Source organism: Paracoccus sp. L-17 (genome assembly GCF_056857655.1).
Window position 1 is genome coordinate 38,053 of the sequence record NZ_JBSXNM010000027.1, and the last position, 13,669, is coordinate 51,721.

Genomic DNA, 13,669 nt, shown 5'->3' on the forward strand with positions numbered 1-13,669 from the left:
GATCAGCCCCGCGCCGCCAGCCAGTCCTGCAGGTCGCGGGCCAGATCCGGGGTCACGCCCTGCCCGCTGAGGATGATCCGCCCCGGCCGCGCCGTCATCTGCACGCCTTCGGGCTGATCCGCGCCGGCATCCTGGGTGGCCTTCTGCGCGGCCTCTTTCGGCGCCGGCGCCAAAGCGCGGTCCAGCACCGCCCGTTCCCCGGCCGCATCGGTCGGCGCCCTCGATGCCAGCCTGCGCGCCAGGCCGGGCGCGAAATCCGGATCCGCGGCGGCGCGTTTCGCCAGCGCCAGGCCCAGATGTTCGGGAATCGCCTCGGGGAAACGCAGCGCCGCGCCAAGCGCCTGGTGCAGGGCCACGAAATTCAGGATCTTCGAGCGTTTCGAGGCCGAGACATGCACGAACAGCGCCTTCACCGCCGCGCCGGCATCGGGAAAGACGCCGATCCGCGCCGCCTCATGGGCCAGCCGGGCCCGTTCGTAGAAGGACAGATCGGCGCGGATCTCGTTTTCCTCGACCATCGCCAGATAGGCGTCGGGCGCGGCATCAAAGGGGCGCAGCAGCGCGCGCACCTGGCCGAAGCGGTCCTCGCCGGTCTCCTCGTGCAGCGCGCGCAGCGCGCTCAGCCGCCGCGCCCCCGAGATCAGGCCGAAACGGCCATCCCTCAGCGCCACCACCTCGATCGGGGTCTGCTGGCCGCGGGCGGCGATGCTGGCCTTCAGCGCCGCCATGTCCTCGGCGCCGAAGATCATCCGGTCGCGGGTCAGGTGCCCGGCCTCGATCCGGTCCAGCGGCAGATCCTGCACCATGCGCCCGCCCTCGCGGGCGCTGCGCATCTCGGCCGCCAGATCCTCCAGCGCCGCGCGCGTCGCCGCATCGCCCGCGATCCGCGCCACCGGCGGGGAATGGATGTCGCGCGTCGGCGCCACGCCCAGGGGATAGCCCATCTGATCCTCCGATCCTGTCTCGCCGCCGGATGGGGCGGCCGGTGTCAGGCGTCTGCGCTTGGCCATGATCGGTCCTCCTCGCGCGCCCGGCCCCAGGGATAGGGCGGGGCGGTTCATCAAATCCTAACGCGGCGCGCGCTCAGGCAACGCCCGCATCCTCCTGCGCCTTCTCCTCGCGCCGCCAGATGCCCAGAAGCAGCGACTTGAAGGCGGCATAGGTGCGGTCGAAGGTCTCGCGGCCGCGGGCATAGGTCTCGCGGTTGAAATCGCGGTAATCGGCCTCGTAGATGCCGTGGACCTGTTCGCCCGCCTGCCCGATCAGGGCGGTGAAATCCTGCCGGTGCGGCGACAGGGTCTGGCCCAGATAGGACTGGATCAGCCCCGCCATCTCGGCCTGCTGGCCGGCATCGTAGCGCGTCATCACCGCCCGGATCGCGTCCCATTCGAAATGCAGTTCCGGCCGGCCCAGGGCGCGGGCGGCGACATTCTCGCCCTCCTCGATGCTGGCAAAGGTCGAATGCAGCATGTCGAAGAACCGCCCCGTCGAATCGAATTCCAAAAACGAGGCGCCGAAGGGCACCAGCACGATATCGGCCGCGGCCAGCCCGTTGATGGTCAGATAGCCAAGCGCCGGCGGCGTATCGATGAAGATCAGGTCGTAATCTTCCAGCACGCCATCGGCCGCCAGCGTCTCGGTCAGCGCGTCCCACAGCTTCCAGCCGCGCGAGGCCATGCGCCAGACCGGGATCTGGAATTCCGCCCAATAGAGGTTCAGCTGCGCCCCGATCAGGTCGATATTGGGCCAATGCGTGGGCCGGATCAGGTCGGCGGCCTTCACCTTCAGCGCCTCGTTCAGCGCATCCTCGACCGCGATCGGCGGATCGCCCCGGTCGATGCGGCGCTGGTTGTCGATGCGCAATGTCTCGGCATAATGCCGCGCCAGCAGCGGAAAGACCGTCTGCCATTCATCCTCGATCTGCGCCCCGAAGATCGAGGACAGCGATCCCTGGCTGTCCAGGTCCACCATCAGCACCTTGTAGCCGTCCAGCGCCGCCGACATGGCCAGATGCGCGCAGGTCGAGGTCTTGCCGACCCCGCCCTTGAAATTCGCCACCGCGACGATCTTGGCGGGCAGGTCCTTCGGGCGATAGGGCAGGTATTCCTTCGACTTCGACCCCTCGGCGCCGAAATGCGCGCGCAGGCGCTGCACCTCGTCCAGGGTGAACCACTTGGCGCCGGCCCCGGTCTCGGACCGGCCCTGCGGCAGGTCGGGGCGGGCGCGCAGCACGCGGCGGAAATGCTGCGGCGCGACGGGGATCAGGTATTTGGTGATCTCCCAGGTGGAAAACATCCGCAGCCGGCGGTCGCCGTTCTCTTCCAGCCCGCGCCCGGTCAGGTCGGCCCGCCCGCGGCGGTAATTCTCGGCGATCCGTGCCAGCCCCCCGGTATCGGTCGGCTCGCCCAGCAGCGACAGCGCCCGGTCGGGCGAGATGTTGAAATAGGGAGGAAGGTCCTGTCCGCTCATCATGCCTCCGAAAGAGATGCCCGCGCCTTGATGTAACGCTTTTGACGCATCATACGCGAAAACGCGATACATGCCATGCAAATCGCAACATCGCCGCTGTTTTCTGGGCAAATCCGGGGCTTCGGTTCGCGCGACTGTGGCAATTCCGCCGATCCTGCCTTGTTAGAATCCAGTTAGTTATCTGTTACGGACCTGCCGGCCTTGCCAGGATTTACCGCAAGCTGCTGATCTTGCGGCCTTTCCGAATCCGGTGCGGGGGCTGGGGCGATTCCGATCCCACGATGATGCGACTCCGATCCCCCGACAAGGCGATTCCGATCCCCCGATCCGGGCCGCCGCTTTCGCGCCCCCGCGCTGGACGCATCGGCTGTGGACACGTAGGCTGGGTGTCAATGAAACGACGAATCCGGCCGGGACCGAAAAGGCCGCCGGCCCGGATCGCCAGAGGCAGCAGCAGCGTGGCCGCGACCGGGAAAACCCGGCCGGCCCAGGGGACGGGAAGGGCAGGGGCATGGCCGCATCCTTGCAACCGGGGACAGCCCCGCAGGCGGGCGCGCCCGCCGCCATGCAGGATTTCTTCGTCTGCGATTTCCTGGCCCCCGTGCCCAAGCACGACCTGGCCTCGATGGAACATCCGATCTTCTCGCTGTCCACGCGCCCCGACCGCCGGGTGGTCAGCTATGACCATAACGGCGCCACCCTGACCGTCACCCCCAGCGTCAAGGGCCGGGCGACGATCTTCGATGCCGATATCCTGATCTTCTGCATCAGCCAGCTGATGGCGGCGCTGAACGCGGGCCGGGCGGTGTCGCGCAAGCTGACCCTGACCGCGCATGACCTGTTGCAGGCCACCAACCGCGAGACCTCGGGCGATGGCTACAAGCGGCTGCGCGACGCCTTCGAACGCCTGGCCGGCACCCGCATCACCACCAATATCGTCACCGGCGAGCAGGAGATCACATCCGGCTTCGGCCTGATCGAGGCCTGGGAGATCGTGCGCAGGACCCGCGCCGGCCGGATGGTGGCGGTCAGCATCACCCTGTCGGACTGGCTGTTCCAGGCGGTCCTGTCGCGGTCGGTGCTGACGCTGAGCCGCGATTACTTTCGCATGCGAAAACCGCTGGAGCGGCGCATCTACGAACTGGCGCGCAAGCATTGCGGCCGCCAGCCGGAATGGCAGATCTCGGTCGCGGTGCTGGCCAAGAAGACCGGCTCGACCAGCCCGGTCCGGGTCTTCCGCGCCATGCTGCGCCAGATGATCCGCGAGAACCGGCTGCCCGATTACCTGCTGGCCGAGGCGCCGGGCGACATCCTGCGCGTCACCCCCCGCGCGCTGGTCCTGGAACCGGGCGCGGGCCCGCATCTGTCGCCCGAGACGCTGGAGCGCGCCCGCGCCCTGCGTCCCGGCGCCGATGTCCATGCCCTGGCCGCGCAATGGCGCGGCTGGTGGGCCTCCTCGGGGCGCAAGCGGCTGCGCGATGCCGACAAGGCGTTCCTGGGCTGGCTGGCCCGGACCCGGCAGCAATAGGCGCGGCGGGAAAAGAGCCCGAAGGCGGCGGGGGCGGCGGTTCAGAGCCCATGGGCGCTTGCCTTTTGGCGGATTCTGCCCGAACCAGCAGACTGGATCGCCAGGGGGCCCGTTTCGACCATGTCCAGCATCGCCGTCATCATCGTCAATTACGGCACGGCCGATCTGTCGATTGCCGGGGTCGACAGCGTGCTGGCGCGCGGCCATGGCGATCACCGGGTCGAGATTCACCTGCTGGACAATGCCTCGCCGGGCGGTGACGGGGCGCGGCTGGCCCAGGCGCATCGGGCCCGGGGCTGGGGCGGACGGGTCAGCCTGTGGCAGGAACGGACCAATCACGGCTTCGGCCGCGCCAACAACCTGGTCATCCGCGCCCTGGCCGGCCGCGACGAGGCGCCCGATTACATCTTCCTGCTCAATCCCGATGCGCGGCTGCAGAACGAGGCCCTGTCGATCCTGGCCGATCATCTGGACCGCCACCCGGCCGCGGCCGCGGCCGGGGCGGGCATCGCGCTGCCCTCGGGCGTGCCGGTGACGGCGGCCTTCCGCTTTCCCTCGATGCTGAGCGAATTCGTCCAGGCGGTGAATCTGGGGGCCCTGTCGCGGCTTTGCCGGTCCCGCCTGGTGCCGCTGCCGGCCGATCACCCCGAAGGCCCGGTCGATTGGGTCAGCGGGGCGGCGGTGATGATGCGCCTGCCGGCGATCGCGGCTCTGGGCGGGTTCGATCCGGATTTCTTCCTCTATTACGAAGAGGTCGAACTGATGCATCGCATCCGCCGCGCCGGCCACCGGATCGATTATGTCCCGGCCGCGCGCGTGATCCATGCCGAGGGGGCCGCGACCGATGTCAGAAGCAGCCGCCCCGACCGCGTCGCGCGCCCGGCCTATTGGTACGATTCATGGCGGCTGTATCATCTGAAGACCCGGGGCCGCGCGGGCGCCCTGGCGGCGGGGCTGGGCTGGCTGGGGGGGGCGTTGCTGAATGCGCTTCTGGCGCTGCCGCGGGGGCAGAGGCTGAAGGCGCCAAAGGGCTTTCTTCGCGATTTTCCCCGCCGCGTCCTGTGGCCGCTGATCCGCGGCGGGCAGGGGGCGCCGTGACCCCGGTGCCGTGACCCCGCGCGCCGCGACCGGCCGGACGATGGCCATGGCGTATCGCCGCGGCGCCGTGCTAGCGTGGCAGGCGGCCGGAACAGCCGGGCGGAAGGACGGAAAGGCCGAGAACAGAGCATGTCTTACAGCCGGGCCTTGGCCCTTGTTCTGCGCAGCATGAAGGACGTGGCGCCGGCCGATCGGCCCGGCCATCGCAGGCTGCGGCTGAAACTGTGCCTGGCCGCGGCCCGCCACGGGCCCGCCCTGGCGGCGCTGTCCGCGACGCCATCCCCCGCCCTGTCGCGGATCCTCGAGGAGCGTCCGCAAACGGTGGCGGGGCTGCTGGTCTGGCCCTATCTCTGCGCCGCCTGGGGCGTCGGGGAACGGCTGCGGCGGATCGGGGCGCATTACCGGATCGTGGACCGGCTGGGCGCGCCGCTGCCCTTCGCCGCCGATCAGCGCCTGGTCCTGGCCGATCTGTCCGATCTCTGGCCCGGCCTTGCGGTGGTGCTGGACCAGCCGCCCTGGTTCATGCGCGAGGGCGGGCTGACGATCAGCCTGTTCGTCGCCGATTTCCGGGCCTATTCGCTGGCCTTCTCGTTCACCGAGGCGGCCGGGGACGGCGGGATCGATTGCCTGATCGGCGCCCTCCAGGGGCGCCAGGATGACGCGGCCGCCGATCTCTACCGCGATCTGACCAAGGCCGCCCACGGGCTGCGGCCGCGCGATCTGCTGATCGAGATCGGCCGGATCCTGTGCCGGCACTGGCAGGTGCGCGCCCTGTTCGCGGTGGCCGATGATTATCGCCATCACCGCCATCCGTTCTTCGGCACCAAGACCCAGGCCATGCAGGATTACGACGCCATCTGGCGCGACCGGGGCGGGGTGCGCGAGAACGCGCATTTCTTTCGCCTGGCCCTGCAATCGGAACGCCGCGCGGATGAGGCGATCAAGCCGAACAAGCGGTCGCTGTATCGGCGGCGCTACCGGTTCCTGGACCGGCTGGAAGACGAAATCCGCGCGAACCTGCCGGCGCTGGCGCCGCAGCCCTGCGCCGACCGGCAGGAGACGGGATGCTGATCGAGGATCGCGACAGGAAGCTGCTTGGGGCCATCGCCCTCTATCAGCGCCACCGGGACCGCAAGTCGCCGCTGTCGCGGCTGAAATGCGCCTGGGGCAAGCTGGGCCATGTCCTCTATTCGCTGCTGGGCGCCTGCGACATCAGCCGCGAGGCACGGATCGACCCCGGCACGCGCTTTCCCCATCCGACGGGGATCGTCATTCACCGCGATGCGGTGATCGGACCCGATTGCCTGATCATGCAGCAGGTGACGCTGGGCCAGCTGGCCCAGGGCGGCGCGCCCCGGATCGGGCGCGGGGTCTATCTGGGCGCGGGCGCGCGCATCCTGGGGCCGGTCCATGTCGGCGACGGGGCGCGGGTGGGCGCCAATGCCGTGGTGCTGGCGGACGTGCCGGCCGGCGCCACGGTCACAGGCATCCCGGCCCGGGTGGTGCGGCAGCGATGATCGGCTGGGGCATCTGCATCGCCACGCTCGACCGTCCCGACGTCCTGCGCCGGACCATCGCCCATGCCCTGTCGCAGACCGTTCCGCCCGCGCAGATCGTCATCGTGGATGCCAGCGACGGCTGGCAGGCCAGCCGCGATGCGATCGCCGCGATGCTGCAATCCCGGCCCGCGATCCGGCTGGATTACGTCCACAGCGAGATCCGGTCCTCGACGACGCAGCGCAATACCGGCATCGCGCTGTGCGACACCGAGGTGATCTTCATCATCGACGACGATTCCTTCATGTATCCCGATTGCGCCGAGGCCGTTCTGGCGCTCTACGAGGCCGATCCCGATGGCCGCCTCGCCGGGGTCCGGACCGCGCTGGTCGAGACCGCGCCCGCGCCGCCGCCCGAGGCCACCGCCACCGCCGCCGAGGCCGAGGCCGCAACCGGCGACCTGCCGGCCGCCGCGCCGCTGCGGCGCAAGGCATCGGGCAATCGCGGCCGGCTGCAAGTCCTGCAGCGGCTGGTACTTGGCAGCCGGGCGGGGCGCTGGTTTCACCGCAAGGTGCTGATGCAGAACATGCAAGAGACATTCCTGCGCTATGACGGCCCGCGGCAATCGCCGCTGCCCGAGGCCCTGGCGGCGCGTGGCGCGGGCTCGGTCTCCTTCATGCCGGGCTGCGCGATGAGCGTGCGCCGCGATATCGCCCTGGCCGAGCCTTTCGATCCGGCCCTGCGCTATTACGCGGCCTACGAGGATGTCGATGTCAGCTATCGCTATGCCCGGCACGGCCACCTGGTTCATGCGCCGGCCGCGCGGCTGCATCATTTCGAGGCGGCCTCGGGCCGGATCCGGCGCAAGAAGGTCATCGTCTTCCAGTTGCTGAACATGGTCGTCTATCTGCGGCGCCATGCCGAACGGCCGGAAGACTGGCGGCGGGCCTATCGGGTGATGCTGTATCGCAGGCTGCTGGGGGAAAGTCTCAAGGATCTGCTGAGCGGGCGGTGGAACTTTCCCCAGATGCGCGGCGTGCTGATCGCGCGGCGGCACTGGCGGCGGGTCTGGGAATGCCCGATCGCGCGCCTGGACGATTGGTATCCCGCCCTGCAAAAGCGGATCCTGGACGGGCTGTGAAGGGGGCGGCGCAGGGCCGCGCGCCCCGCCCGTATCCCAGGCCCGCATGCATCCTAGTCGACCGGGAAGAAGCGCGGCAGCGGATCAAGCAGGTTCCGGGTCATGTCCATCAGCCGGGCTTCGGCCGCGTCGTCGGATTCGTTGCCCCGGATCGGCGTGGTCAGGCGCACGATGCCGCCATCCGTCTGGCCGCGGCCGATCCCGTCCATCAGAAGATAGAATTTCGCCGCCAGATCCCAGGCCACCCGCCGTTCGCCCTGCTGGAACCAGTAATAGACCATCATCCGCGAATTGCCGTTCTGGATGACCGCGCGATTGATCGGGAAGGCCTCGTTCACCCCCAGCCGCGGGGCGATGTCGATCCGGTTCAGTTCGGCGATTTCCCAGCCCGAGCTGGGCAGGCAGATCTCGGGCGAATGGACGCCGCCCTTGGATTGATCGTTGTAGAAGGCCATGAACAGGCCGACGGGCGGGACATCGGCGCCGCTGAGCATCGTGACCTGGCGGTAATCATCGGCCGCCAGCGTCTTGGCGATATCGGCCGACAGGCGCTCTTCGGGGCCCGACTGGCGCCAATCGCCCAGTTGCTGGGGGAACATCGCGAAGGGCGTGCGGACGGTCTGCACCCCCCGCGCTTCGGGGATCAGCTGCCAGGAGGCCAGGGCCAAAAACCCGATCGCGGCGGCCGAGATCATGGCCGCGGAGGGTTGCGTCAGGCGGATCCGGCCAAGCTGGGCGAACATGCCGGTGGTTTCCAGATCCAGCGCATCGGCCAGGCTGGGACGGCCCGGATGGAACAGCAGCATCAGTTTCGCCAGGCCGAACAGGATCACGATGCAGATGACGAAGATCACCCAGCCCTCGAAGAAATGGGTAAAGCCTTCCAGGGTCTCGACGCCGTATTCGTTCGCGATGACGCCGGCCAGCGCGATGCGCACGGAATTCATCACCACGGTGATCGGCACCGCGGCCAGCAGCAGCACCGCCTTGTGCCAGCGCGGCCCGCGATAGAGAACCGCGAAGATGTAGGAAAAGGACATGATCGGGAACAGGTAGCGCAGCCCGGAACAGGCCTCGGCCACAAGCAGGCGCATGACCCCCAGATCGATGATGTTGCCTTCCAGGAAGACCGGGACCGACAGCATTTTCAGGAACGACACGCCCAGTTCGGACGACACCATCTGCAGGAAGATCGACACCTTGTAATACAGCGTCGCGGGCAGCGGCAGCATGAAGACCAGGTGCAGCACGGCGGGCCAGAAAAGCCGGCCGCGCGACCAGCCGAAGGAGACCAGGATGATGCCCCCGACCCAGATGATCGTCGCATAGGCCACGATGTCGTCGATTTCGGCCAGCTTGCCGAGCGTGCCGGCCAGGAAGGCCAGCACGATCACGACCACGCCGGGCCAGCGATCGGGAATCGGGCCGGGCTGCGGCGGATATTGCCGCAATTCCTTCAGGAAGATCAGTCCGGACAGGACCGGGATCAGCGGGCCATGGCTGTATTCGGGCGTCTGCCAGGCCACCAGAAGCGCATCCAGCCCGTCGATGAAGAACCAGCCCGCCGCGATCGTGGCCAGGGCCAGGGCGATTATCCCCGCCACGGAAACGGGATAGGATGAAGCAGGATGGGAAACGCCAGTCTGTCTTGCGGCGATCTCTGACGTCATGACCATGATACGAACTTTCACTGGGAACCCGGGGCAGAATAGCCGTTTTGCCACCGTCGCGCTACAGGCGCCTTGTCAAAAAGGTAAAGACATTCCGGAATGTGAAGGGGCCCATCATCGCTGACGGACCCCTGCTTTTCTTGCGAATTCGGCGATGGCGCCGGTCAGGCTTTCTTCTGACGGCGGCGCATCACGCCAAAGCCGCCCAGCCCGGCCAGCAGCATCAGGCCCGCCGCGGGCAGCGGAACCGGAGCGACCGAAACGGAATCCACGTCGAAGCCGTCGAAGCTGGTGGTGCCGCTGCGGCCGAATTCATTCAGCGTGGCGTCGACCAGCTTGATGTATTCGAAGCCCATGCCGGCCAGCACCTTGCCGCCGCCATTGAGGTTGGTCAGACGGCCCAGCAGGGTTTCGACGCCGCCCATGATCGCATAGACGTCGACGGCTTCCCGGTGCCGGCTGGTGGGGCTGATGTTGTAGGTCACTTCCCAGACGCTGACATCCTGCTGGGTCGGGAAGGTGGTGCCGAAGCCCAGCGTGATGCTGCCTTCGTCGTCCACGCTGCCGTCGTCGTTATAGGTCGTCAGGCCCAGCGAATAGAAGCGGCCGTCCGGGGCGCCCTTCGCATTGTTCGGGTTGTAGCGCGAGGGCTTGCTGCACGCCCCGCCATCGCGGGTCGTATCGCAAAAGCCCGGATCGGACGCGATGACATCCGTCGCGTAATAGGTCGCCGCGTTCGCCGCGCCGACCGACAGCGCCAGAACGCCGCCTGCAGAAAGAACTTTCAGAATATTCATGTCCTCACCTCTGTACTTGTTACGTGCTCACCGGCCGCGTTCATCGACGGCGCGGTTGTCTGTTAAAACTTTAACCTTTCGGCAAGGGGCACACAAGCATCGGCAAGGGGCGGACGGGCGCTTTATTGGCCCCGCGGGGGGAATATCAGACAAAACCGGCCGCGCCTTGCTGCCATAGGTTGTATTACGATAATTTTCTGAAATCACTGGCTGCAAAACGGCCGCGCCGCGGCCGGTCCCGCCGGATCGGGGCCCGGGCGGCGCGAATCGGAACGCGGGCCGCTTGCGCTTTCGCCCGTGCCGCGCCACAAAGCCGGAACCCCCCTAGCAGCCTGTGCGAGTCCTCGCGATGCCCCGTTCTGATCCCGCCCCGGACGATTACGTCCTGATCTCGCCCTGCCGGAACGAAGCCGCCCATATGCGCCGCACCCTGGACAGCGTTCTGGCGCAATCCGTCCCGCCCGCGAAATGGATCATCATCGATGACGGATCGACCGACCAGACGCCCGCCATCCTGGCCGATTACGCCCGCCGCCATGATGTCATCGAGGTTCTGACGGCGCCCGACCGCGGCCACCGAGCCGTGGGTCCGGGGGTGATCGAGGCCTTCTATCACGGGCTGGACCGGGTGGACCTGGCGGCCTTTCCCTATCTGTGCAAGCTGGATCTGGATCTGGATCTGCCGCCGCGCTACTTCGAGATCCTGATCGGGCGGATGCGGGACAATCCGCGCATCGGCACCTGTTCGGGCAAGCCCTGGTTCCGCAATGCCGCGGGGGGCTGGGTGTCGGAAAAATGCGGCGACGAGATGTCGGTCGGCATGACCAAGCTTTACCGCCGCGACTGCTTTCGCCAGATCGGCGGCTTTGTCCGCGAAGTGATGTGGGATGCGATCGATTGCCACAAGGCGCGGCAACTGGGCTGGATCGCGGTCAGCTGGAACGACCCGGATCTGCGGTTCGAACATCTGCGCCCGATGGGATCGTCGCAGAAAAGCGTCTTCACCGGCCGCCGCCGGCACGGGTTCGGGCAATATTACATGGGCTCGGATCCGGCCTATTTCATGGCCACCGGAATCTACCGGATGGCGCATCCGCCCTATGTGCTGGGCGGGCTGGCGACCATCCAGGGCTATCTGGGGGCCTGGCTGCGCGGCGCCCGGCGGCACGAGGATGCCGAACTGCGCCGCTTCATCCGGGCCTATCAGCGCCGCGCCCTGCGGGTCGGCAAGGCCCGGGCCACGGCCGAGACCGAGGCCGCGCGGGCGGCATCATGGCAGCCGCTCGCGGCTGCCGGCATGACGGGGGCCTGATCGGTGACGCAGGATGACGGGCGGCCCAGGGTTCTGCTGATGGCCGAGGCCGCCAATCCCGAAATGGTCAGCGTGCCGCTGGTCGGCTGGTCGCTGGCGCAGGCGCTGCGCGATGTGGCGGATGTGCATCTGGTCACGCAGATCCGCAACCGCGACGCCATCGCCCGCGCCGGATGGGTCGAGGGCCGCGACTTCACCGCCATCGACAGCGAAAGGGTCGCCCGCCCCTTGTGGAAATTCGCCAACCTGCTGGGCGTGGGCGGCAGGACCGGCCGCGGCTGGACCGTCGCGCAGGCGATCAGCCTGTTTTCGGACGCCTATTTCGAACGCCTCGTCTGGCGCGAATTCGGCCCGCGCATCCTGGCCGGGGAATGGGACCTGGTCCATCGCATCACCCCGCTGACGCCGGCCAAGCCCAGCCTGGTCGGCCGGCGCTGCGCGAAGGCCGGCATACCCTTCGTGCTGGGCCCGCTGAACGGCGGCGTGCCCTGGCCCAGGGGGTTCGAGCGCGAACGCAACCGCGAGGGCGAGCGTTTCGCCGCCCTGCGCGGGCTGATCCGGCTGATCCCGGGACGGCGGGCGACCTGGCGGGCGGCGCGCGCGATCCTGGTCGGATCGCGCCGGACACAGCAGCTGATCGCGGCGCCCGACCGGTCCCGGACCGTCTATATTCCCGAAAACGGCATCACCCCCGAACGCTTTCCCTGGGCCGAAAGGCCGCCCCGCCGCGCGGGGCCGCTGCGGGCCTGCTTCGTGGGCCGGCTGGTGCCCTGCAAGGGCACCGACATGCTGCTGGAGGCGGCCGCGCCCCTGCTGCGCGAGGGACGGCTGCATCTGGACATGATCGGCGACGGACCGATGCTGCCCGATCTGCGCGGGCTGGCGGAATCGCTGCGGATCGGGGATGCCGTCACCTTCCACGGCTGGGTGCGCCATGACGACGTGCCGGCCATCATGACGGCCTGCGATCTTCTGGCCTTCCCCTCGATCCGCGAATTCGGCGGCGGCGCGGTGCTGGAGGCGATGGCGCTTGGCCTGCCGCCGCTGGTCGTCGATTATGCCGGGCCGGGCGAGCTGGTCGAACCCGGCTGGGGCTTCAAGGTGCCGCTTGCCGATCGCGACACGGTGATCGCGGATCTGCGCGCGGTGCTGGACCGGATCGCGGCCGATCCCTCGGTCCTGGACGGGCTGGGCGCGGCCGCGAGGCAGCGGGTCGAGCGGAAATTCCTCTGGTCGCGCAAGGCGGGGCAGATCCGCGCGGTCTATGACTGGGTGCTGGGGCGGCGGTCCGAAAAACCCGCCCCCTTCGAAACCCGCACCTGACGGCGATATCGCGCCTGGCGGCGCGCTTCAATAAACTGATATCGCTGCGCTTTATATCCTTGATTGCATTGTCTGGCAGAATTGCAAGATTGCCGGGCAGTGGCGGATTTCTATTCTTCACGAATGCGAGAGGATTTTGCCGATTCGCGTCATTCGGAGGATGGTTTTCATGAGTATTGGAAAAATTCTGTTTTCGGCCTTTCTGGCGACCTTCGGATCCTCGGTCCAGGCCGCGACGATAGAAAGCGGCACCTATGCCGTCGAAATCGAAATGGTCAATCTGGAATGGTCTTGTTCGGCCAGCTATGGTTGCGCCGGGTCAGAGCCGTATTTCACGTCTCTCTACGGGCTTGATCCCGGCGATATTGTTCGGGGATGGATGATTCTGGAATTGGGAGATTACGGATCGCGCACGGCCATGTCGCTGTCCTGGCCCGGTCAGACGCTTCTGTGGAACAATCTCAGCCGTGTCGGCGCGTATTCCTATTATGATCCGAATAACGGTCAGAATCTGAAACTCGAAAAGCTGGGTTCGCTTCTTCAGGGTCGGTTCGAGCGTTACGACGAGGCGCCCTGGGGCTATATGGCCAGTTTCGATCTGAGGGAGCTTGCCCCCGTGCCGCTGCCGGCCTCGGCCGCTCTGCTGCCGGTGGGAATGGGCGCCATCGCCTGTCTGCGACGGCGCCGCAGGCGGCCTCACGCCACGGTCAGCCGCAGGACATTCCCGCCCATGATGCTGACCCCGGCGGGCAGGGTTGCGCCGTTGTCGGTGATGCTGTCCGCCACGATCAGGTCGTAGCTGCCGGGGGCAAGGCCCTGGCTGTCCACCGTGAC

12 protein-coding genes are annotated in these 13,669 nt (G+C 67.8%); 8 read left to right on the forward strand and 4 right to left on the reverse strand.

Features of this window, described 5'->3' with window-relative positions:
- Window positions 1-2: 2 nt before the first annotated feature.
- Complete coding sequence (locus tag AC13CR_RS03685; protein WP_293013145.1) at window positions 3-1,010, reverse strand: ParB/RepB/Spo0J family partition protein; 1,008 nt, start codon at window positions 1,008-1,010, stop codon at window positions 3-5.
- A 73-nt stretch (window positions 1,011-1,083) separates the two neighbouring features.
- A complete protein-coding gene (locus AC13CR_RS03690) occupies window positions 1,084-2,469 on the reverse strand; it encodes an AAA family ATPase (RefSeq protein ID WP_293013225.1) in 1,386 nt (461 codons plus the stop codon).
- A 511-nt stretch (window positions 2,470-2,980) separates the two neighbouring features.
- Between AC13CR_RS03690 and AC13CR_RS03695 the strand changes: the two genes are divergently transcribed.
- The 5 genes from AC13CR_RS03695 to AC13CR_RS03715 all read left to right on the forward strand — a co-directional run bounded on the left by AC13CR_RS03695 (window position 2,981) and on the right by AC13CR_RS03715 (window position 7,733).
- A complete protein-coding gene (locus AC13CR_RS03695) occupies window positions 2,981-3,997 on the forward strand; it encodes a replication initiator protein A (protein ID WP_293013147.1) in 1,017 nt (338 codons plus the stop codon).
- A 120-nt stretch (window positions 3,998-4,117) separates the two neighbouring features.
- Window positions 4,118-5,095, forward strand: a complete 978-nt coding sequence (locus AC13CR_RS03700; protein WP_446236131.1) for a glycosyltransferase — start codon at window positions 4,118-4,120, stop codon at window positions 5,093-5,095.
- 129 nt (window positions 5,096-5,224) lie between these two features.
- Window positions 5,225-6,166, forward strand: coding sequence for a VirK/YbjX family protein (locus AC13CR_RS03705; RefSeq protein WP_298855426.1), 942 nt, complete (start codon window positions 5,225-5,227; stop codon window positions 6,164-6,166).
- A complete protein-coding gene (locus AC13CR_RS03710; protein WP_482900451.1) occupies window positions 6,160-6,612 on the forward strand; it encodes a serine O-acetyltransferase in 453 nt (150 codons plus the stop codon). The genes AC13CR_RS03705 and AC13CR_RS03710 overlap by 7 nt, the downstream gene beginning before the upstream one ends.
- On the forward strand, window positions 6,609-7,733 hold the full coding sequence (locus AC13CR_RS03715) for a glycosyltransferase family 2 protein (RefSeq protein WP_298855428.1): 1,125 nt from the start codon (window positions 6,609-6,611) through the stop codon (window positions 7,731-7,733). Before AC13CR_RS03710 ends, AC13CR_RS03715 begins: the two co-directional genes overlap by 4 nt.
- A 53-nt stretch (window positions 7,734-7,786) precedes the next feature.
- Here AC13CR_RS03715 and xrtD read toward each other — a convergent pair whose 3' ends face one another.
- Both xrtD and AC13CR_RS03725 read right to left on the reverse strand, forming a co-directional pair.
- Window positions 7,787-9,337, reverse strand: a complete 1,551-nt coding sequence (gene xrtD / locus AC13CR_RS03720; protein WP_293013159.1) for a VPLPA-CTERM-specific exosortase XrtD — start codon at window positions 9,335-9,337, stop codon at window positions 7,787-7,789.
- A 230-nt stretch (window positions 9,338-9,567) separates the two neighbouring features.
- Window positions 9,568-10,200 carry a VPLPA-CTERM sorting domain-containing protein gene (locus tag AC13CR_RS03725; protein ID WP_293015494.1) on the reverse strand — a complete coding sequence of 211 codons (633 nt, stop codon included), beginning with the start codon at window positions 10,198-10,200 and terminating at the stop codon, window positions 9,568-9,570.
- A gap of 349 nt (window positions 10,201-10,549) precedes the next feature.
- On the opposite strand from AC13CR_RS03725, the gene AC13CR_RS03730 reads away from it, so the two are divergent.
- From AC13CR_RS03730 to AC13CR_RS03740, 3 genes are all read left to right on the forward strand, one after another.
- The gene (locus AC13CR_RS03730; protein WP_446233091.1) at window positions 10,550-11,512 is read left to right on the forward strand and encodes a glycosyltransferase family 2 protein; all 963 of its coding nucleotides are present in this window, start codon (window positions 10,550-10,552) and stop codon (window positions 11,510-11,512) included.
- Window positions 11,513-11,551: 39 nt separating this feature from the next.
- The gene (locus tag AC13CR_RS03735; protein ID WP_293014643.1) at window positions 11,552-12,835 is read left to right on the forward strand and encodes a glycosyltransferase family 4 protein; all 1,284 of its coding nucleotides are present in this window, start codon (window positions 11,552-11,554) and stop codon (window positions 12,833-12,835) included.
- 169 nt (window positions 12,836-13,004) lie between these two features.
- Window positions 13,005-13,634, forward strand: a complete 630-nt coding sequence (locus AC13CR_RS03740) for a hypothetical protein (RefSeq protein ID WP_293014635.1) — start codon at window positions 13,005-13,007, stop codon at window positions 13,632-13,634.
- Window positions 13,635-13,669 lie beyond the last annotated feature (35 nt).

Bases quoted from the DNA above. Each gene is read 5' to 3' on its own strand.
- AC13CR_RS03710 (WP_482900451.1), top strand. From the start codon at position 6,160: ATGCTGATCGAGGATCGCGACAGGAAGCTGCTTGGGGCCATCGCCCTC.
- AC13CR_RS03725 (WP_293015494.1), bottom strand. From the start codon at position 10,200: ATGAATATTCTGAAAGTTCTTTCTGCAGGCGGCGTTCTGGCGCTGTCG.
- AC13CR_RS03700 (WP_446236131.1), top strand. From the start codon at position 4,118: ATGTCCAGCATCGCCGTCATCATCGTCAATTACGGCACGGCCGATCTG.
- AC13CR_RS03730 (WP_446233091.1), top strand. From the start codon at position 10,550: ATGCCCCGTTCTGATCCCGCCCCGGACGATTACGTCCTGATCTCGCCC.
- AC13CR_RS03685 (WP_293013145.1), bottom strand. From the start codon at position 1,010: ATGGCCAAGCGCAGACGCCTGACACCGGCCGCCCCATCCGGCGGCGAG.
- AC13CR_RS03740 (WP_293014635.1), top strand. From the start codon at position 13,005: ATGAGTATTGGAAAAATTCTGTTTTCGGCCTTTCTGGCGACCTTCGGA.
- AC13CR_RS03690 (WP_293013225.1), bottom strand. From the start codon at position 2,469: ATGAGCGGACAGGACCTTCCTCCCTATTTCAACATCTCGCCCGACCGG.
- AC13CR_RS03695 (WP_293013147.1), top strand. From the start codon at position 2,981: ATGGCCGCATCCTTGCAACCGGGGACAGCCCCGCAGGCGGGCGCGCCC.
- AC13CR_RS03705 (WP_298855426.1), top strand. From the start codon at position 5,225: ATGTCTTACAGCCGGGCCTTGGCCCTTGTTCTGCGCAGCATGAAGGAC.
- AC13CR_RS03715 (WP_298855428.1), top strand. From the start codon at position 6,609: ATGATCGGCTGGGGCATCTGCATCGCCACGCTCGACCGTCCCGACGTC.
- AC13CR_RS03735 (WP_293014643.1), top strand. From the start codon at position 11,552: ATGGCCGAGGCCGCCAATCCCGAAATGGTCAGCGTGCCGCTGGTCGGC.